This is a genomic window from Sphingobium sp. AntQ-1, from assembly GCF_028538045.1.
Taxonomy (GTDB): Bacteria; Pseudomonadota; Alphaproteobacteria; order Sphingomonadales; family Sphingomonadaceae; genus Sphingobium; species Sphingobium cupriresistens.
The window spans coordinates 319,576-339,553 of record NZ_CP117158.1 but is presented as its reverse complement, the minus strand read 5'-3'; the positions used below and the strand labels follow the sequence as shown (position 1 = coordinate 339,553).

Sequence of the window (19,978 nt, the reverse complement as noted above, 5' to 3'; positions counted from 1 at the left end):
GGAGGGCTTGTAAAGGATGGGAAGAGACAGACCCTCCCCTAACCCCTCCCGCAAGCGGGAGGGGGACTTGTCAGTTCTCGATTTTCACGAAATCGAGCTTCAGGAACTTGTCCATCATCGGCCCTTTCCATTCGTCCGGCACCGGGATGGTGCCCAGCGCCCATCCGATGATGTCGGCATCCTGCTCGTCCATGAAGCGTTCGAACCAGGCAATCTCCTCGGCGTTCCATTCGGCGTGATAGCGTTCGAAGAAGCCGCCGACCGCATAATCCGATTCGCGTGTGCCGCGGTGCCAAGCGCGGAATTTCAGGCGGCGCATCAGGGGATCGTCGTTCACAATTTGTTCCTTTTGCGGGCATGGCAAAATGGCCGATCGGGGATTTGTATGACCGCCCCCGCTCAGCTACAGGCAGCCAGATAGACATGCGACCCGATATTCTCAATCCGCTCTTTGCCGAAATATCCCTGTTCAAGGGGATCGGCCCCGCTCTGGCCCGGCCGCTGGAGCGGCTGGGGCTGGCGCGCGCGGTCGATGTGGCCTTTCACTTGCCGGTCAGCTGGGTCGATCGGCACCTGACCGACCGGCTCGACATGGCGGACGCCGGGCGGGTGGTCGGGATCGAACTGACGCCGGTCGATTATCGCGCCAGCGGCAGCGCACGTGCGCCGTTCCGGGTCGATGCGGTCGATCGCTATGGCAATCATGTCGCGCTGGTCTATTTCGGGAAGAATAGCGGATGGCCGCGCAAGCTGTTGCCGCTGGGCGAGCCGAAATATATCTCCGGCAAGCTGGAGGCCTATGGCGATACGCTCCAGATCGTTCATCCCGATGTGCTGGCGCCTGAGGATGCGCATATGCTCTCGGCGCGCGAACCGGTCTATGGGCTGTCCGAAGGGCTGACCAACAACCGGATGCGCGATCTGGTGGGGCAGGCGCTGACGCGGGCGCCGGAGTTGCCGGAATGGATCGAGCCGAGCCTGCTGGCGCGCAAGGATTGGCCGGCGTGGCGCGAGGCGCTGGCGCGGGTCCATGCCGATCCGGCGGACGCCATGGCCCGCGCGCGGCTGGCCTATGACGAGATTTTTGCCGGGCAACTGGCGCTGATGCTGGTGCGGCAATCGTCGCGGCGGCGGCGGGGCGTGCCAATCCAAGGGGATGGGCGGCTGCGGGATATGTTGAAGTTGCCCTTTGCGCCTACCGGGGCGCAGCGGCGCGCAACCGCCGAGATCGAGGGCGACATGGCGCAGGCGACGCCGATGCTGCGGCTGCTTCAGGGCGATGTCGGATCGGGCAAGACCTTGGTGGCGCTGATGGCGCTGCTCAATGCAGTCGAGGCCGGGATGCAGGGCGCGATGCTGGCGCCGACCGAGATATTGGCGCGGCAACATTATGAGACGCTGCGGAAAATGGCGTCGGGCCTGCCGATCGCAATCGCGATCCTGACCGGGCGCGACAAGGGCAAGGCGCGCGAAGCCACGTTGATGGGGCTGGCGGACGGGAGCATCGACATATTGGTCGGCACCCACGCGATCTTTCAGGAGGCGGTGCAGTATAAGGCGCTTGGCCTCGCCGTGATCGATGAGCAGCATCGCTTTGGCGTGGCGCAGCGGATGATGCTGGCGAGCAAGGCGGAACGATCGCCGCATCTGCTGGTGATGACGGCGACGCCGATCCCGCGCACGCTCACGCTGACCTATTATGGCGAGATGGAAGTCTCCCGACTGGACGAGATGCCGCCGGGGCGCCAGCCGATTCAGACTTTGGTGATGGCCGCCACGCGGCTGGACGAGGTGGTGGAGGCGCTGGCTCGCCATGTCGAGGGCGGGGGGCAGGCCTATTGGGTGTGTCCACTGGTCGAGGAGAGCGAGACGAGCGATCAGGCGGCGGCGGAAATGCGGGCGGAATCGCTGCGCGAGCGGTTCGGCGCGCGGGTGGGGCTGGTCCATGGCCGGATGAAGGGGCCGGACAAGGATGCGGCGATGGAGGCCTTCGCCGCCAATCGGACGCAGATATTGGTAGCGACGACGGTGATCGAAGTGGGCGTGGACGTGCCCAATAGCAGCCTGATCATCATCGAGGGGGCGGATCGGTTCGGCCTTGCCCAGTTGCACCAGTTGCGCGGGCGCGTGGGGCGCGGCGACAAGCCGTCGACCTGCCTGCTGCTGCGCGGCAATGCGCTGGGCGAGACGTCGCGCGCTCGGCTGGCGCTGATGCGCGAGACGAATGACGGGTTCCGGATCGCGGAGGCGGACCTGGAACTGCGTGGCGCGGGCGAAGTGCTGGGCACGCGGCAGTCGGGCGAAGCGGCGTTGAAGGTCGCGACCCCGGAGCATGTCGCGGCGCTGGTGGATAGCGCGCGGGACGACGCGCATCTGCTGATCGAGCGGGACGGCGGACTGGACAGCGCGCGGGGGCAGGCGGCGCGGACGTGCCTCTATCTGTTCGAGAAGGATGCGGCTGTGGGGTTGCTCAGGGGGGGGTAGTTGGAAGCGGGGTGGGTGTCGAGAAACGACCACTTTTTGCCGTTCAGATTGTAAAGCTCTTTGCCCACCAGCCGACATTGTCAACGGCAGGCTATGAACCGCCGCTTATTCAGGGGGCAAGCTGAATGCTGGACACCGAATCTGGACGGAATTGACGCTTTAATGTCATTTGATTGGAGGCTTCAATGTCCTTCGAGGAAGGCCATTGAACCTTCAACGGGTGGCAATGCGGCAACGACAGAACGAAGGAGGTGTTTAGCTTTGTCTGCGCCCAACCCTTCACAATCTGGCTGGAATATGAACGCCCCAGCAGCTTTTCCTCGTGAGAAGCCAACCGAATTCCATGATCGGGAATCGAAGGTGAAGCTGCAACCTTGCGGAAGCGCAAACGGCACATCTGACGACAGCACTCGTGGCCGAAGGCGCGCGAGCATCCTTCTGATAAGGAATTGCTTCTCCTTCGAAAGTTGCGTCTTCTGACGAAGGTCGGCAAAGTGTTTATCAATGCCTCCGAAACAACAAACGGCATGATCTCGACCTTTTTCGATGCTCAGTAACCCGCTTGGCGAAAGAGAATAGGAGAGTGTAGCGGGATAGTAGGTGCCATTCTCCTTCCTGAAAAATAGGATGATATGTTCTTCTGCCAGTTTGCTATCTGGTGCGATCTCCCAATCGCCGACAAGGCTATATTGTGGATTGTCACAACTTCCCAGAATGCAGGAAATAGCCGCAGCCAGTAGCATCGTTACTTGCTTCATACGGCGTGCCTACAACGCGAAAAAAACGTCTGCAACCTGATAATCTGCGGGATAATTTTCAGCGTGCGACGTCAGCCATCGACAATTATCTTGCTAAAAGCAGACCTTCCGCTTCCCACCCTTTCTCGTCATTACCGCGAAGGCGGGAATCCATCTCCTGATCTCGCGCCAAGTACCAAGCTGGGGAGATGGATCCCCGCCTGCGCGGGGATGACGGTGGATGGGGCATGCCGCACCTGCGAAACAAATCCTCACGCCGTCGCGTTGGCCCCGCATGACCGACATCAGCTTGACCCATATCACATCGACCGCCGTTTTTTCGATTTTGGCCGCAGTGGTGTCCGCGTTCCTGATCCACTGGGCGCTCTATGCGGTCGCGCTGCGGGTCGTGCGGCGGCGGATGGATCCGGTGTTGTTGCCCGCGATTTTCCAGCCGACGCGGTGGCTGGTGGTGTTGCTGGCGCTGGGGGCGGGGTTGCAGCCGCTCGACATGGGGCGGCGGGTCGAGGGGCTTTGGTCGATCGGGTCGAAGATGGTGTTTGCGCTGCTGGTCGGCTGGCTGCTGCTGCGGCTGATGCGTGCGACGCGGGTGATGATCGAGCGCGGCGCGGATATCAATGCTGAGGATAATCTCAAAGCGCGCAAGCGACATACGCGGGTGCGTATCCTCTATCGTATCGCGCAGAGTATCGTCGCGGTGCTGGTGATCGCGATGATGCTGATGGCGATTCCCGGCGTGCGGACGATCGGCGTGACGCTGGCGGCGTCGGCGGGGCTGGTCGGCCTGGCGGTGGGTGCGGCGGCGCAACCGGCGCTCAAAAATCTGATCGCGGGCATCCAGATGGCCTTTTCCGAGCCGATCCGGCTGGACGATGTGGTGATCGTTGAGGGTGAATGGGGGCGGATCGAGGATATCACGCTGACCTATGTCGTGGTGCGCATATGGGATGACCGGCGGATGGTGGTGCCGGTGTCCTATTTCCTGGAAAAGCCGTTCCAGAACTGGACCACCAGGACGTCCGACCTGTTGGGCACGGTGTTCCTCTACGTCGATCCGACCGCCGATATCGAGCGTATCCGCACCCGGTTCGTGGAGGCGGTGCAGGCGAACGCGCGCTGGGACGGGCGGGTCGCAATCTTGCAGGTGACGGATCATCGCGCCGACGCGCTGGAACTGCGCGGGCTGCTGAGCGCGCGCAATGCGGGCATCGCGTTCGACCTGCGCTGCGAGGTGCGGGAAGCGATGCTGACATTCCTGCGCACCGACATGCCCGAAGCGCTGGTGCGCGGGCGTCAGCGGGTGGAAGCGGGCGAGGGCTTTGCCCGGCCCGATTTCCCCAGCCTCGATGCAGCCGCTACCAGGCCGTCCGGCGCGGCGGGATGATCGAGAGCATCGCATCATAGATTTTGGGGGAAATCGGCTCGTAAAATTCCATGCCGACCCGACCATCCTCGACCCAGCGTATCTCAGCAGGATAGTCTTTGAGGATCGGCAACCAGATGCTGACCCGCTCGCCCTGCGACAAGGGGCTGTCGCTGCGGCACATCAGGCCGAGCGCGGAGATGTTGATGATCCGCACGCCATGGCTGCGCCCCTGCGCCGTCACATGGCTGACCATATCGACCAGTTCGCGCTGCGCACGGCGTTGATCGACCGCAGGGTCGCGCGAGCGCAGCACATGGCCGAGATTGGCAAAGACGGAAGACGACATGGTCCGCAGCCTAAGCAGTTGAAAATGGACGATTTGATAGGAAGGAGTGTTAATGATGGGCTAACGCTGTTTTGACCTTCGGCCAAATCATGTGTGCTCCCGCCTGCGCGGGAACACATTGTTGTTACGCGACGACCAACCCGTGTTTCTTCGCGCCGAAACTCAGCCTGTCACCGGGCGTGAGCGTAAGAGCGGGGTCGGTGACGACATCGCCATTCACCCGGATCGCGCCTTCGGTCAGCTTGCGGCGCACTTCCTTGTTGGAGGTGGCGAATCCCAGGCCGGTTATCGCCTGCACGATGGTCAGGCTCTCCGCGCCGAGGCTGACCGTCGGCAGGTTGGCGTCCGACGCGCCTTCCTCGAAAGTTTTGCGCGCCGTTTCGGCGGCCGCGGTCGCAGCTTCCTCACCGTGGGCCATGGCGGTCGCGGCATGGGCGAGGATCTTCTTCGCCTCGTTGATTTCTGCTCCTTCCAGCGCCTCCAGCCGGGCGATCTCGTCCAGCGGCAGGTCGGTGAACAGCGCCAGGAAACGGCCGACATCGGCATCCTGCGTGTTGCGCCAGAATTGCCAATAATCATAGGGCGCCAGCGCGTCGGCGTTCAGCCACACCGCGCCGTTCATGGTCTTGCCCATCTTTCCGCCATCCGCCGTGGTGATGAGCGGACTGGTCAGGCCGAAGACCTGCGTGCCATCGACCCGGCGCGACAATTCGATGCCGTTGACGATATTGCCCCACTGGTCGGAGCCGCCCATCTGCAGACGGCAGGCCGAGCGGCGCGACAGTTCCAGAAAGTCGTAGGCCTGCAGGATCATATAGTTGAATTCGAGGAAGGACAGCGACTGTTCGCGGTCCAGCCGTGTCTTGACCGAATCGAAGCTGAGCATCCGGTTGACCGAAAAATGCTGGCCGATGTCGCGCAGGAACGGGATATATTCCAGGGCGTCGAGCCAGTCGGCATTATCGACCATCACAGCGTCTGTCGGGCCGTCACCAAAGGTCAGGAAGCGTTCGAACACCCGCTTGATGCTGGCGATGTTGGACGAGATCGTGTCGCCGGTCATCAGCTTGCGGGCTTCGTCCTTGAAGCTGGGGTCGCCGATCTTGCCTGTGCCGCCGCCCATCAGAACGATCGGCTTGTGACCGGCCTGCTGCATCCGGCGCAACATCATGATCTGGACCAGGCTGCCGACATGGAGCGACGGGGCAGTCGGATCGAAGCCGATATAACCGGGCACCACCTGGCTTTTAGCAAGGGCGTCCAGCCCCCCCGCATCGGTGAACTGGTGGATGTAGCCGCGCGTGTCGAGCAGGCGCAGGAGATCGGACTGATAGTTGCTCATGGCGCGCGCCTGTAGCATTGCGGTTGCGACTGTTAAAGAGGCGGAGTCTTCGATCATGCTAGCAATCGGCCTGATGTCCGGCACATCGCGCGACGGAATCGACGCGGCGCTGATCGAAACGGACGGCGAAGGGCAAGCCCACGCGGTCGAATTTCACGCCATGGCTTATGATGACGGCTTCCGCGTGCGCCTAGCCGAAGCGTGTCGACGTGCGATGGCGATGGAGAAGCCGGGGTTCGAACCGCTGCTGGCGTCGGTCGAGGCGGAACTGACCGAGCGGCATGTGCAGGTGGTCGCCGACCTGCTGGGGCGCAGCGGGCATATAGCGGAGGATGTGACGGTGATCGGCTTTCACGGCCATACCGTCGCGCATCGGCCCGACCGGGGCTGGACGTGGCAGATTGGCGACGGCGCTGGGCTGGCGGGGGCGTTCGGCATAGCGGTGGTCGCCGATCTGCGCAGCGCCGATGTGGCCGCGGGCGGACAGGGCGCGCCGCTGATGCCGGTCTATCACCGGGCGCTGGCGGCGGGGCTGGACAAGCCAGCGGCGGTGCTGAACCTGGGCGGGGTGGCGAACATCACCTTCATCGGGTCGGACGGGACGTTGATCGCATTCGACACCGGCATGGCGAGCGGGCTGATCGACAATTGGATGCAGACGCATGGCGATGCCGCTTATGATGCGGGCGGGGCCTGCGCCGCGCGGGGGCGGCCGGATGACGCGCGGCTGGCGGCGATGATGGCCGACCCCTGGTTCGACGCGCCGCCGCCCAAGAGCATCGATCGCGAGCAGTTCAGCATTGATGTGGTGCGGGGATTATCATTGGAGGATGGCGCGGCGACGCTGACGGCCTTCACCGCGGCGGCGGTGGCGCGCGCGGTCGATCATCTGCCACAGCGGCCGGCGGCGATCCATGTCGCGGGTGGCGGACGGCATAATGCGACGCTGATGGCGATGCTGGCGGAGCGGACCGGGGCGGCGATACTATCGGTCGACGGGCTGGGATGGGACGGCGACGCGCTGGAGGCGCAGGGTTTCGCCTATATGGCGGTGCGGCGCCTGAAGGGGCTGCCGATCAGCTTTCCGGGGACGACCGGCGCGCCGGAGGCGATGACGGGCGGAGTGTTGTTTTCGGCATGAAAAGCGACCTTGCCCGAACGGCGGGCAAGGTCGTCATTGAAAATCAGGCGATCGTTTTGTCGATCTGGAGAACTTCGTCCTTCTGCATCGCCGCAAGCGCATTGTCGATTTGGGCCAGCGCGGCGTCGCGCTTTGCAATCAGGTCCAGCCGTTGGGCCAGCATGTCGAAGGGAGGGCCTCCAGCGTCGGTCACGATCTTGCTCGGATTGCCGCCATTTTTGCGTATCGTATCGATCGCGCTGTCGATGCTGTTCAGGACTGTGTCGAACTGACTGGCGACCTCCAAGCGTTTGGTCTGAAGGCTATCGACATGACATTGGAATAGGGCAGCCGTGCGTTCCGCCGCAACCTCTTTTTGCCGATTGGCGAGCGCCATGGCGTCAGCGCCCAAGGCGTCTCCGCGCTCCTTCAGCTTTTCCGCTTCTACTATGATGTTACGGAGCGTGACTTCGGGAATCTTCACGAACCATTCCTTGCGATCTGGATGAATTTCGGGAATGTCCATCGTGAAATCTGTACGCTCCATGCGGGTTTCCGGGATGTGCATCTTGATTTCCTGTCGCCGCATTTCGGTGACGGGGACATGGGTGATGATGTCCTTCCATTTGACGGTGCATTTGGGGATCAGGCCACCGCTGCATTTGAATTCCGGATATTGGCCGACCTTTTTCGCGCGCATGACGACAGTTGGATTGTCCCACGAAAGCGTTCGCAGGTTCATGGTGACCTGCGGAATGTCCAACGCCATTGCTTTGGTTTTCATTATAACCGTTGGAATGTCGAACACCCACCGTTGCTCCACCATCTTGATATCGACGGTGCCGGACAGTTCGGCCTTGCCCGCATCCCCCTGAATGCTGTTCGATCGATCATTAAGGTCGCTTTGATCCTTGGCAAATATCTGGGCGACGTCATTGACGGCATCTTCCTGAGCCTTGCAGGCGTTGGCCTGCGCCCATGTCGGGACTGGAAGTGAAAGTGCAAGTGAAGAAATGATGTGTAGTACTCGCATGAGTCTTCTCCCACCTATTATGGCAGAAAAAGGCTGATCCTTTATTTATATACTAACAATGGGAGTTTGAACCGATTTCATCGGATCCACCAGCTATTGATCTTCATATTCCAGAATGGATCAATCTATCTTTTGCGCGTCAGTTCGCGCATCGCCGCGTCGATACCCTGAATCGTCAGCGGATACATGCGATCGTTCATCAACTCACGGATCATCTTCGTCGACTGGCTATAGCCCCAATGGGCTTCGGCCGCCGGGTTGAGCCACACGCAGGCGGGATAGGTGTGGGTGACGCGATGAAGCCATACCGCGCCGGCTTCCGGGTTCATATGTTCGACAGATCCGCCGGGCTGGGCGATCTCATAAGGGCTCATCGCCGCGTCGCCGACGAAGATGACCTTATAATCATGGCCATATTTGTGGAGGATATCCCAAGTCGAAATCCGCTCGGCAAAGCGGCGGCGATTATCTTTCCACACGCCTTCGTAGAGGCAGTTATGGAAATAGAAAAATTCCATATTCTTGAATTCACCCGTGGCGGCGGAGAAAAGCTCCTCGCACAGCGTCACAAACGGGTCCATCGATCCGCCGACGTCCAGAAAGAGCAGCAGCTTGACCGCATTATGCCGTTCGGGCCGCATCCGAATGTCGAGCCAGCCCTGCCGCGCGGTGCCGCGGATGGTTTCATCCAAATCCAGTTCGTCCGCCGCGCCTTCCCGCGCGAAGCGGCGCAAGCGGCGTAGCGCGACCTTGATATTGCGGGTGCCCAATTGCTTGGCGTTGTCGAGATTGGCGAAGTCCCGCTTTTCCCACACCTTGATCGCGCGCTTGTGCCGGGATTCGCCGCCGATCCGCACGCCTTCCGGGTTGTAGCCGCCATTGCCGAAGGGGGAGGTGCCGCCAGTGCCGATCCACTTGCTGCCGCCCTGGTGCCGGCCCTGCTGTTCGTCCAGCCGCTCTTTCAACGTCTTCATGATCTCGTCCCAGTCGCCCAGGGATTTGATCTTTTCCATTTCCTCAGGACTGAGGAATTTCTCGGCGACCAGGCGTAGCCAATCTTCGGGTATATCCGCCTCGACCCCGTCCTGGCCCAGCACGCCCTTGAAGACCTTGGCGAACACCTGGTCGAACCGGTCGAGCAGCCCTTCGTCCTTCACATAAGTGGCGCGGGCGAGATAATAGAAATCCTCCGGCCGCCGCGCGATGACGTCGCGTTCGAGCGCTTCGAGCAGCAGCAGATGCTCCTTGATGCTGGCTTGGATGCCGGCGGCGCGGAGCGCGTCTAGAAAATTGAGCAGCATGGATCGCTTGTCGTCCACCGCGCGCAGCGATGCAAGCCGCCGTCGCTGCAAAGTTGTTCGAATATTAAGTGTTGCAGCGCATGGTTAATCCGTCACTATCCACGGCACAAAGATGAGCAGGGGCGCGCTTGGAAAACAGGGACTTGTTGGCTGATCTTGGAGAAAGGTCGGGCGACATCGCATTGCAGTGCAGCGAGACGGCCGGATATTTGAGCGAGTTGAACCGCCGTATCCAGGGCGATTCGGCGCATCTGGCGAAATTGCAGGCCAATATGGAAACGCTGGCCGCGAGCCAGAATGAGAGCGTCGCCGCGGCGCAGGAATTGAGCCTGACCGCCCGACGCGCCGGCCGGATCATCGCCGATGGGCATGACGTGATCGGCCTGTCACTGGGCGAGGTGGCGGCGTTGGTGGAGCATGTCACCGGGCTGGAGGGGCATTTGCGCCAATTCCTTACCGTGATCGAGGCGGCGGGCGATATTTCGGAAGAACTGGGCGCGATCGCGCGCCAGACCCGGATGCTGGGGGTTAACGCCGCGATCGAGGCGGCGCGCGGAGGCGCGGCGACTCAGGGCTTCGCCGTGGTCGCGGACGAGATCAGGCGGCTGGCGGGGCAGGCGGGCGAGTCAGCGGCGTCGGCCGGCGACAAACTGACCCAGTTGGACCGGGATGCGCGCCACTTGATCGGCGGGGTTGAGGCCAATATCGTGCGCGGCCGGGGGGCGGGCGCGCATATCGACCGACTGCGCCTGGGCATGGCGGAGATCGCTTCGCTGGTCACCCAGTTTGGCGAGCGGTCGGGCGCTATCGTCGCCTGCACCGACGCGGCCGATGGCGACGTCAATGCGCTACGCCATGGGCTGGCGGCGTTCAGCCGGTCGGCCAGCGACAGCGCGGCGCGGGTCGACAGCGCGCGCGAGCAACTCGAAGGGCTGGAGGGTATGGCCAACGCCATGCTCAACACGGCCGCGCATGGGCCGCAGAAGACACGCAACAGCCGCTATATCGCTTTGGCGGAGGATGGCGCGGAAGAGGTCGGCGCCTTGATCGAACAGGCGTTGCAAAAGGGGGAGATCAGCCCGTCGCAACTGTTCGACACTGATTACCGCGCGATCGAAGGATCGGCGCCCACCCAATATCTCAACGGCTTCACCAATTTCGCGGACGGGATGTTGCGGCCGGTGCTGGATCGCCGCACCAGCGAGGACAACGCGATCGTGGGCTGCTGCCTGCTCGACATGAACGGCTATCTGCCTACCCATATTAGCGCGCGCTGCCAGCCGCAGCGGCCAGGCGCCCCTGACTGGAACATGGAAAATGCCCGCAACCGGCAGATTTTCATGGATAGCCAGACCCGTCGCGCCTTGCAGGAGGAGGGCGACTTCTTCCTCTACACCTATCGGCAGGATCTGGGCGAAGGCCGCTACCGCGCGCTGCGCAGCGTGTTCGTGCCGCTGATGTTCAGCGGGCGGCGCTGGGGACTATATGAGGTGGGCTATCTGATCTGAGGATTTCGCGCCGCCGTTGTGGATGCGCGACACCAGCACGAAGGAGATGATGATGAGCATATACCAACTGCCCAGCTTGGCCACGCTGACCATCTGCCAGCCATGGCGCTGGTCGGGATAGGTCCAGGCGTTGGCGAAAGTGCCGATATTTTCCGCAAACCAGATGAACAGGGCGACGAGGAAGAAGCCAAAAAGTAGCGGCATCCGCCGCGGCGCGCGCCAGGGCGTAAAGATGATCCAGGTGCGGCCAAATAGCAGGACGGCGGCTGCAAACAGGGCGAGCCGGATATCGGGCAGCCAATGATGGGCGAAGAAATTGACGTAGATGGCGCCAGCCAACAACATCGTTGCCCAGACCGGGGGATAATGGAGGAAGCGGAAATCGAAAATGCGCCAGATACGGGCGATATAGCTGCCCACCGCCGCGTACATGAATCCTGAAAAGAGCGGTACCGGGCCGACATGAAGCAGGCTGGCCTCCGGATAGATCCACGAACCGGCATGAGTCTTGAACAATTCCATGATCGTGCCAATCAGGTGGAAGGCGAAGATGACCTTTGCCTCGTCCCAGCTTTCGAGCCGGAAGCCCAGCATCGCGGCCTGAATGGAGAGCGCCGCCAACGTCAGGAAATCATAGCGATGGAGGAATGCGCCGGACGGGTAGAAAAGGTGCGTAGCCAGCAGGAGCGCCAGCATCAAGCCGCCGAACAGGCACGCCCAGCCCTGCTTGAAGCCGAAAAGAAGGAATTCGAACGCCCATGCCGCTGGACCGGCCGATATGCTGATCGCCTCCAGACGGCCGCGGATACGGGCGAAGCGGGTCGCGTCTGTCGGCTGATTCATCCCGGCATGTTAAAGCCGCATTTTGACAAGATCGAAAGCGCCTTCAGCGCCCCTTCTGCGCCAGGCGGCTGACCGTCACCTCGCCATTGGCGGCGTAGGTGGCGACGGCTTGCGCCTCGGCGGTCTGGGTGTCCTTGCCGTCGATGATGGCGGCGATCTGATGCGGGCTGGGCACCCTGTCATAGACGCCATAAATATCGGTCTGGCCCACCATGTGAATCGATAGCTTGTAGCCTGCGCCGTTGGCGGCGGGATCGAAGGCCAGCACGGTGCCGCTATCATCGACGGGCACGATGATCGCGCTATCGCTGCGCCCGGCCTGCTGGAGCATGTCGTAGCGGCCGTCGGCAGTGGCGGCCGTGCCGCGGATGCAGAGCGCATCCTTGCCATCGCGCGGGATGCGGACATCCTGCGGCGCGGCTTCCTCGGTTGGCTTGGCCGGAGTCAGCCGGGCGTCGGCGGTCGGCGCGGCGGGACAGGCGGAGAAGCTGGCGGGGGCGGTGGCGTGCAAGCTGGCCGGGTCATCGACCGTCAGGTTGGCCAGCATGCCGTCTAGACCGGCCAGCACTTCGCCGCGACGCTCGGTCGGGCCAGTCACGCGGATCTTGACGATCCAGCGCCCGGCATGGACGAACCCGGCGGCCGTGGTCAGCGCGCCGTCGGCTGCATCGTCATAGACCGCGCGGATCGCGCCGTCCGCCCGGCCGGCGACGGGCGCGCTGGCATAGGCGGTGCGGCGGGTCTTCGCGCCGAACCGCTCCATCACCGCCTTGTCAGTCATATAAGCGGCCAGCGAGGCGTCGGCATAGGTTGGCAGATAGACGTAAAGGGTCGCCTGGATGGCGCCATCCTCCGACAGATATTGCGCATAATTGTCGACCGCGCGGCCGCCATTGGACGCTTCGCCGCTCTTGCTGAGCGAGAGGCCGGCGACGGTATGGGGCAGGGCGATGCCGGCGGAGGCGGCGCGGATGGCGCTTTCGGTCGGGGTCCAGGCTTCGGCGTCGGCGGCATGGGCGATAGTCGGAATGGAAAGGCACAACGCTGTCGCGGAGACTATAGCGGCTATGAGTCCTTTGGTGCGCTTCGGCATTGTCATCACTCTCCAGGTCGATACCGTCTTTGCGCGGCATTGAACTATGAAGGAGAGGCTACAGACTAAACCGGGGGGCGCAAGCGTCTATTTTGCGCGCGTGGCGCTCTGGGCCTGTTTCAGGGCACAGGCGGGATTTGCGCAGGATAATGGGGCAGGTCGGGATCATGATGCGCCCAGCCAGGGGCGGCATCGGTCCAGATCACCGCCTGCGGCCCGATCAGCGAAGGATCGTCGAGCGCGCCGGCGCGGATGAAGGTAAGATGCGGGCGCGATTCGGCCAGGCTGAACAGTGGCGTACCGCAGGTGGGACAGAAGCCGCGCTTCATCGCGTTGCCGCTGTCGGCGACGCTGTCATGCCAGCGGACGTCGCCACTGGTCGTCATCTTGTCCGATGGGAAGCCGACGTTCACGGTCGCCGATCCGCCGCCCAGATATTGGCACAGGCGGCACCAGCACATGCGCGCGGCGATTGGTTCGGCGTCGATGATGATGCGGACGGCGCCGCAGAGGCATCCGGCGGTGTGGGACATAGATATTCCTTAGCACAACGGAGGTTGGCGGTGATCCTGCGTTACCGCCCCTGTCGGCGCGCCATGAAGGCGAGGCGTTCGAACATCATGACGTCCTGCTCATTTTTGAGCAGCGCGCCGTGGAGCGGCGGGATCGCTTTGGTCGGATCGCTGTTCTGGAGAACGTCTAGCGGCATATCCTCGTTCAGCAGCAGCTTGAGCCAGTCGAGCAGTTCGGAGGTCGAGGGCTTCTTCTTGAGGCCCGGCACCTCGCGGATATCGTAGAAGATATCCATCGCCTTGCTGACCAATATCTTCTGGATGCCGGGGAAATGGACGTCGACGATTTGCGCCAGCGTGTCGCGGTCCGGAAATTTGATATAATGGAAAAAACAACGGCGCAGGAAAGCGTCGGGCAGCTCCTTCTCGTTGTTCGACGTAATGATGACGACCGGGCGATCGGCCGCGGCGATCGTCTCGCCCGTCTCATAGACGTGGAAGGCCATGCGATCGAGTTCCTGCAACAGATCGTTGGGAAATTCGATGTCGGCCTTGTCGATCTCGTCGATCAGCAGCACGGGCAGCTTGGGCGAGGTGAAGGCCTCCCACAATTTGCCCTTTCGGATGTAGTTGGCGATGTCGTGGACGCGCGCGTCGCCCAACTGGCCGTCGCGCAGGCGGGCGACGGCGTCATATTCATAGAGGCCCTGATGCGCCTTGGTCGTGGACTTGACGTTCCATTCGATCAACGGCGCGTCCAGCGCCTTGGCGATCTCCTGGGCCAGGACGGTCTTGCCGGTGCCTGGCTCCCCTTTGACCAACAAGGGGCGACGTAGCAACACGGCGGCGTTGACCGCGACCTTCAGGTCGTCGGTGGCGACATAATCCTGCGTGCCTTCAAAGCGCATATTGCTATTCCATTCGGTTGCCGATGACAACCGGACTAGGCAAAGCGATGGGCAGGCGCAATCGTAAAAGGGGAAATTAGGCCTGTCGGGCGCGCACGTCGGCGCGGGCGGCAAGCAGATCCCACAGACCGCGATGCTGGTTCAGCAACTGGCGCGCGCCGAACTGGATCGCGCGGTCGATGCCATCGTCGCCGCCGATCGCGCGGGCGACATCCAGCGTCGCGTTACGATCGGGCATGGCATAGGGATGGGGCTCCAGGCCTGCGCGCAGGGCCGCCATGTCAAGGACCTGGCGCACCGCGCGCCAATCGAGCACCAAAGCCATTGCAGCGCCCATGGCGCAACCGCGGCGGTCGGACTGGGCCAGCATGTCGAGCGCATGGCGCTGCTGGCTGACGGCGGTTTCACAATCGGCCTGACCTGCCGTGCTGGGCGCGGGACCGGTGGCGACCGTGACCTGGGTGAGATAGGCGCGCTCGCGAGCGAAGGCGTCTGCCGTCTCGATCAGCCATTGGCGTGCGGCATTGTCGGCCGAACGGGTCGCGGCATGATCGATCACGCCGGGATGACGGCCGTGGAGCATGCAGAGATAATAGGTCGCGTCGGCCAGGTCGGACAGCGAGAGCAGCGCGTCGCGCGCTACACCGGTGCCGGCGCGATTGGCATAGGCATGAGCGGCCGTTCCATCGGCGGCGACCAGCGCCTCCAAAATTCGCGCTATGTCGCCAAATTGATAGCGCGGTGCCGCTTCGCTCATGCCCAAATCCCTATTACGCCCGCATCGGCAGGCTGCGATCCCAAGGCATAGTAGGCCGGAGTAAACGTCCGGTTTACGGAATCAGAAAGGGCGACTGTGAAAGCCGCCCTTTTTCGTCAACGATGGTTAATTACTATTTACCGATCAATTTAGTTTTTGTCGCCGAATCGTTTTTACGGAAAACCAGTTTCCACTTTTCCGAACGATGCTTTCGTTACTGATCGAGGAAAGACCGCATCTTGCGCGAGCGCGACGGATGCTTGAGCTTGCGCAGCGCCTTCGCTTCGATCTGACGAATACGTTCGCGGGTGACGCTGAACTGCTGGCCGACTTCCTCCAGCGTGTGGTCGGTGTTCATGCCGATGCCAAAGCGCATCCGGAGCACGCGCTCCTCACGCGGGGTGAGAGACGCCAGGACGCGGGTGACAGTTTCCTTCAGATTCGCCTGGATCGCGGCGTCCACCGGTATGATCGCATTCTTGTCCTCGATGAAGTCGCCCAGATGGCTGTCCTCCTCGTCGCCGATTGGCGTTTCGAGGGAGATCGGCTCCTTGGCGATCTTCATCACCTTGCGGACCTTTTCGAGCGGCATGGAGAGGCGCTCGGCCATCTCTTCCGGGGTAGGTTCGCGGCCTTGCTCGTGCAGGAACTGTCGGCTGGTGCGGACCAGCTTATTGATCGTTTCGATCATATGGACCGGGATACGGATGGTCCGCGCCTGATCCGCGATCGAACGGGTGATCGCCTGCCTGATCCACCAGGTGGCATAAGTGCTGAACTTGTAGCCGCGGCGATATTCGAACTTATCCACCGCCTTCATCAGGCCGATATTGCCTTCCTGAATAAGATCAAGAAATTGCAGGCCGCGGTTTGTATATTTTTTAGCGATAGAGATGACCAGGCGCAGGTTCGCCTCGACCATTTCCTTCTTGGCGATGCGCGCTTCGCGCTCGCCCTTTTGCACCATGTTGACGATGCGGCGAAACTCGCTGAGCGACATGCCGGTCGCCTGGGCGATTTCGCTCACCTCATTGCGGATGCGATCGACCGCCCGCCCTTCGGCGGCGGCGAAGGCGGCCCATTTCTTGTCGAGGCCCTGCACCTTGTCGAGCCAGGCGTCGTCGAGCTCATGATTCACATAGCGGTCGAGGAAATCCTTGCGGCTGACTTTATGGCGTTCGGCCAAGCGCAGCATCTGCCCGCCCAGCGCGGTCAGGCGCCGGTTATAGGCATAGAGCTGATCGACCAGATATTCGATCTTCTGCTGGTGGAACTGGACGCTTTCGACCTGCGCGGTGAGTTGCTCGCGCAAATCATGATAATCATCCTCGGCCTTCTGACTCAGCACTTCGCCAACCGCCATCGCGACCATGCGGGCTTCTTGAGCGGCGGAAAAGGCGCGGAAGATTTCGGTGATGGTCGCGAACTTTTCAAGCGCCATCGGCTTGAGCGTCTCTTCCATCTGGGCGAGGGAGAGGGTGTTGTCCTCTTCCTCTTCTTCCTCGACGCGGCGGGCGCGGGGGGCGCCGTCCTCATCCTCGTCGGCGTCGGCGGATTCCTCCTCCGGCTCTTCTTCTTCCTTGAAGCTAGGGCCAGCGGTCTTCTCGCTGATCTCGCCATCATCATCCTCGGCGCCTTCCTCCAGGCTTTCCGGGGCAGGGTCCTTGGACAGCATGGCGTCGAGATCGAGAATCTCGCGCAGCTGCATTTCGCCATTGTTGAGCGCGGTCGACCATTCGATGATCGCGTTGAAGGTCGTCGGGCTTTCGCACAGACCCAGAATCATCGTGTCGCGGCCCGCCTCGATCCGCTTGGCGATGGCGATTTCGCCCTCACGGCTGAGCAGTTCCACCGCGCCCATTTCGCGCAGATACATGCGAACGGGATCGTCGGTGCGATCGACCGTTTCCTTCTTCTTTTCGGTGATGAGCTTCGGGCCGCCATCATCATCGCCCGAATCATCTTCGGCGTCGTCGGCATCCTCACGCTCGCGCTGCTCGTCGCCGTCTTCGCTCGCTTCCTCATTTTCGACAATGTTGACGCCCATGTCGTTCAGCGCGGACATCACGTCCTCGATTTGCTCGGAGGACATCTGGTCCTGCGGCAAGGCGTTGTTCAACTCGTCATAGGTGATGTAGCCGCGCTTTTTCGCGCGCGCGATCAGCTTCTTGACCGAGGCTTCGTTGAGGTCGAGCAGGGGGGCGTCGCCGCCTTCATCCCCGCCATCGCCTGCACCCGCCGCACTCTTGCTGTTCGCCTTGGTCGCCATTTATTCGCCTTAACTCCGCCGCTCTCGCAAGAACGATCTCATCAAATAATGTCTTCGGACTGGCCGAGTTCCGCCAAGCGGAGAAGATGGTTGCGATGAGCAACCAGCGCATGATTTTGCGCCAGCAAATTCTCTTCGCTCACATCCGCCTTCACCCGCTCGGTCGCTACGGCCAAATTCCGCTCAAGCTCTGGTCCCTGCGTCATTACCCGAACGGCCTCCTCAAGATCGCGTGCGACGCGATCAGGATCGGTGGTCGTCCTGTCGGGAGTGAGTTTGAACGCATCGGCCCGGAGCATCCCCTTAGCCATATTATACAACTCACCTTGCCCCAATATGGTAAGGAGGGCCTGTGTTTCAACTGTTTCTTTGCGGAAGGACGTGCTGATCATCACGTCCAGCAATTGCGCCAGCAGCGAATCAGCGATTTGCAGCGCCGACAGCATCTCGCGATGGGGCAGAATCTGTTCGGGATGGCGCAGCAGACTGGCCAGGACGGCGCGTAGCAGTCGCTGTTCCAGGCCATTGGCGCCGATCGCGCGGACTTCAAAACCGGCCGCGGGAATCGGCGCTTTCCAGTTGCCGCGCTTGTCACGTTGCCAGCGGCCGCCATCCCCGCCGCCGCGCGCCTGCCTTTGCGCCGGGGTGTTATCGCGCCGGGCGAAGAAGCGCGCGTCATAGCGTTCGCGAAATTCATGGGCATAATGGGCGCGGACGTCGGGATGGGCGATCGCATCCGTTATGGCGCGTAGCCGCTGCTTGAGCGCGGCCTTCTGTTCGGGCGTGTCGAGCGGCATGGCGCTCAGTTCATGGCTCCATAGCCGTTCGATCAGCGGTTCGGCCGCCTTGAGCACCGCTTCCATAGCCTGCGGGCCGCTCTCGCGCAGCAGATCGTCGGGGTCTTTGCCCGGCGGCAGGGTGGCAAAGCAGAGGCTATGGCCGGGGCGCAGCAGCGGCAGGGCGCGGGTGGCGGCGCGGATCGCGGCCTTTTGTCCCGCCGAATCGCCGTCGAAGCAGAGGATCGGCACTTCGACCATTTTCCACAGCCGCTCGATCTGATGTTCGGTCAGCGCGGTGCCAAGCGGGGCGACGGCATCACCGAAGCCGGCCTGCGCAAGCGCGATCACGTCCATATAGCCTTCGACCACGATCACCCGTTCGGTCTGGCGGCTGGCGGGGGAGGCGCGGTCGATATTGTAGAGGGTGCGGCCCTTGTCGAACAGCGGCGTGTCGGGGGAATTCAGATATTTCGGCTCGCCCGCGCTCAATATGCGGCCGCCAAAGGCGATGACGCGGCCACGAATGTCCCGGATGGGTAGCATCAGGCGCCCGCGGAAGCGATCATAGCTTTCGCGTTTCCTGGCGTTGCCCTGCTCCAGTGCTTCAGGATCGATCAGCAGTCCGGCCTCAACCAGCATCGGCTCGCCGAAATCCTTGAGCGCGCTCTTCAGACGGCCGCGCCCGTCAGGGGAGAAGCCGAAGCCGAAGGCCCGGCGTGTCGCATCGCTGATGCCGCGCTTTTGCAGATAGGCGCGGGCTTCACCGCCGTCGATGCCGCCCAGTTGCTCCTCGAAAAAGCCCTGCGCGGCGGCCATGGCGTCATGCAGGCCCTTGGCCTGTTCGGCGCGCTTGGCGGCGCGCGGATCGGGGGCGGGGACGTCCATGCCGGCGGCCTGCGCCAGTTCCTTGACCGCCTCCATGAAGGGCAGGCCGCGCTGGTCGGTCATCCAGCGGATCGCATCGCCATGCGCGCCGCAGCCGAAGCAATGATAGAAGCCCTTCTCGTCGTTGATCGTGAAGCTGGGCGTCTTCTCATTATGGAAGGGGCAGCAAGCCTTGTATTCGCGGCCCGCTTTGGTGACCTTGATCGTGCGGCCGATCAGGGTGGACAGCGACGTGCGCATCCGCAGTTCGTCGAGGAAAGCGGGGGAAAGGCTCAATCTCTCCCCTCCCGCTTGCGGCAGGGGTCGGGGGAGGGCATGTTTGCAATCACCCGTTCGATTTCCTCAATCACGCCTTCGATATTGCCCAGAACATCATTGTTCCAGAAACGGATCATGCGAAAGCCCTGTGCTTCGATGTAGCGCGTCCGTTCCGCATCAACCTCATCATTATGCTGTCCGCCGTCGACTTCGATCACCAGGCCGATGGATCGCGCCACGAAATCGCAGATGAATTGGCCGATGGGAATCTGACGGTTGAAACGGATGCCGGAGATTTTTCGGGCACTGATGACGTGCCATAGGGCGCGTTCGACGTCCGTGGCATTATTACGCAGTGCGCGCGCTTTCGCGGTGGGGCGGGCGTAGCCTTTGTCCATTGATGTGGAACATGCCCT

The 19,978-nt window shown here is 62.2% G+C and carries 18 protein-coding genes; 4 read left to right on the top strand and 14 right to left on the bottom strand.

Going from position 1 to position 19,978, the window contains the following annotated elements:
• Window positions 1–70: 70 nt before the first annotated feature.
• Window positions 71–337: an FAD assembly factor SdhE gene (locus tag sphantq_RS01695; RefSeq protein WP_066603273.1), complete on the bottom strand. Its 267-nt coding sequence runs from the start codon at window positions 335–337 to the stop codon at window positions 71–73.
• An 86-nt stretch (window positions 338–423) separates the two neighbouring features.
• Between sphantq_RS01695 and recG the strand changes: the two genes are divergently transcribed.
• Window positions 424–2,484, top strand: a complete 2,061-nt coding sequence (gene recG, locus sphantq_RS01690; protein WP_272799416.1) for an ATP-dependent DNA helicase RecG — start codon at window positions 424–426, stop codon at window positions 2,482–2,484.
• Between the two features lie 182 nt (window positions 2,485–2,666).
• Here recG and sphantq_RS01685 read toward each other — a convergent pair whose 3' ends face one another.
• Entirely contained in the window at window positions 2,667–3,242 is a 576-nt protein-coding gene (locus sphantq_RS01685; protein ID WP_272799415.1) for a hypothetical protein, read from the bottom strand.
• Window positions 3,243–3,516: 274 nt separating this feature from the next.
• On the opposite strand from sphantq_RS01685, the gene sphantq_RS01680 reads away from it, so the two are divergent.
• Window positions 3,517–4,626: a mechanosensitive ion channel family protein gene (locus tag sphantq_RS01680; RefSeq protein ID WP_272799414.1), complete on the top strand. Its 1,110-nt coding sequence runs from the start codon at window positions 3,517–3,519 to the stop codon at window positions 4,624–4,626.
• Here sphantq_RS01680 and sphantq_RS01675 read toward each other — a convergent pair.
• Both sphantq_RS01675 and tyrS read right to left on the bottom strand, forming a co-directional pair.
• Window positions 4,598–4,954 carry a PilZ domain-containing protein gene (locus sphantq_RS01675; RefSeq protein WP_066603250.1) on the bottom strand — a complete coding sequence of 119 codons (357 nt, stop codon included), beginning with the start codon at window positions 4,952–4,954 and terminating at the stop codon, window positions 4,598–4,600. The two genes, sphantq_RS01680 and sphantq_RS01675, sit on opposite strands and share 29 nt — an antisense overlap.
• Window positions 4,955–5,078: 124 nt before the next feature.
• A complete protein-coding gene (gene tyrS, locus sphantq_RS01670; protein WP_272799412.1) occupies window positions 5,079–6,296 on the bottom strand; it encodes a tyrosine--tRNA ligase in 1,218 nt (405 codons plus the stop codon).
• A gap of 55 nt (window positions 6,297–6,351) precedes the next feature.
• Between tyrS and sphantq_RS01665 the strand changes: the two genes are divergently transcribed.
• Entirely contained in the window at window positions 6,352–7,437 is a 1,086-nt protein-coding gene (locus tag sphantq_RS01665; protein ID WP_066603244.1) for an anhydro-N-acetylmuramic acid kinase, read from the top strand.
• Between the two features lie 43 nt (window positions 7,438–7,480).
• Here the strand turns inward: sphantq_RS01665 and sphantq_RS01660 are convergent, their stop codons facing one another.
• Window positions 7,481–8,449, bottom strand: a complete 969-nt coding sequence (locus tag sphantq_RS01660; protein WP_066603242.1) for a hypothetical protein — start codon at window positions 8,447–8,449, stop codon at window positions 7,481–7,483.
• Window positions 8,450–8,574: 125 nt separating this feature from the next.
• Window positions 8,575–9,750 carry a vWA domain-containing protein gene (locus sphantq_RS01655; protein ID WP_066605447.1) on the bottom strand — a complete coding sequence of 392 codons (1,176 nt, stop codon included), beginning with the start codon at window positions 9,748–9,750 and terminating at the stop codon, window positions 8,575–8,577.
• A 143-nt stretch (window positions 9,751–9,893) separates the two neighbouring features.
• Between sphantq_RS01655 and sphantq_RS01650 the strand changes: the two genes are divergently transcribed.
• Window positions 9,894–11,258, top strand: a complete 1,365-nt coding sequence (locus tag sphantq_RS01650; protein WP_201785495.1) for a methyl-accepting chemotaxis protein — start codon at window positions 9,894–9,896, stop codon at window positions 11,256–11,258.
• On the opposite strand, the gene sphantq_RS01645 is transcribed toward sphantq_RS01650, so the two are convergent.
• The 8 genes from sphantq_RS01645 to sphantq_RS01610 all read right to left on the bottom strand — a co-directional run bounded on the left by sphantq_RS01645 (window position 11,232) and on the right by sphantq_RS01610 (window position 19,960).
• Window positions 11,232–12,101 carry a DUF817 domain-containing protein gene (locus sphantq_RS01645; RefSeq protein WP_272799411.1) on the bottom strand — a complete coding sequence of 290 codons (870 nt, stop codon included), beginning with the start codon at window positions 12,099–12,101 and terminating at the stop codon, window positions 11,232–11,234. The genes sphantq_RS01650 and sphantq_RS01645 overlap by 27 nt on opposite strands.
• Before the next feature lie 43 nt (window positions 12,102–12,144).
• Window positions 12,145–13,194 (bottom strand): hypothetical protein, encoded by a 1,050-nt coding sequence (locus sphantq_RS01640; protein WP_272800156.1) that lies wholly within the window; start codon window positions 13,192–13,194, stop codon window positions 12,145–12,147.
• A 119-nt stretch (window positions 13,195–13,313) separates the two neighbouring features.
• A complete protein-coding gene (locus tag sphantq_RS01635; protein WP_066603229.1) occupies window positions 13,314–13,727 on the bottom strand; it encodes a GFA family protein in 414 nt (137 codons plus the stop codon).
• 41 nt (window positions 13,728–13,768) lie between these two features.
• The gene (locus sphantq_RS01630) at window positions 13,769–14,614 is read right to left on the bottom strand and encodes an AAA family ATPase (protein ID WP_066605446.1); all 846 of its coding nucleotides are present in this window, start codon (window positions 14,612–14,614) and stop codon (window positions 13,769–13,771) included.
• Between the two features lie 76 nt (window positions 14,615–14,690).
• Complete coding sequence (locus sphantq_RS01625; protein WP_066603227.1) at window positions 14,691–15,371, bottom strand: DUF6975 family protein; 681 nt, start codon at window positions 15,369–15,371, stop codon at window positions 14,691–14,693.
• A gap of 214 nt (window positions 15,372–15,585) precedes the next feature.
• Window positions 15,586–17,640, bottom strand: coding sequence for an RNA polymerase sigma factor RpoD (gene rpoD, locus sphantq_RS01620; protein ID WP_066603225.1), 2,055 nt, complete (start codon window positions 17,638–17,640; stop codon window positions 15,586–15,588).
• Window positions 17,641–17,681: 41 nt separating this feature from the next.
• The gene (gene dnaG / locus sphantq_RS01615; RefSeq protein ID WP_272799410.1) at window positions 17,682–19,580 is read right to left on the bottom strand and encodes a DNA primase; all 1,899 of its coding nucleotides are present in this window, start codon (window positions 19,578–19,580) and stop codon (window positions 17,682–17,684) included.
• Window positions 19,577–19,960, bottom strand: coding sequence for an endonuclease domain-containing protein (locus tag sphantq_RS01610; RefSeq protein ID WP_272799409.1), 384 nt, complete (start codon window positions 19,958–19,960; stop codon window positions 19,577–19,579). The genes dnaG and sphantq_RS01610 overlap by 4 nt, the downstream gene beginning before the upstream one ends.
• Between the last annotated feature and the right edge of the window lie 18 nt (window positions 19,961–19,978).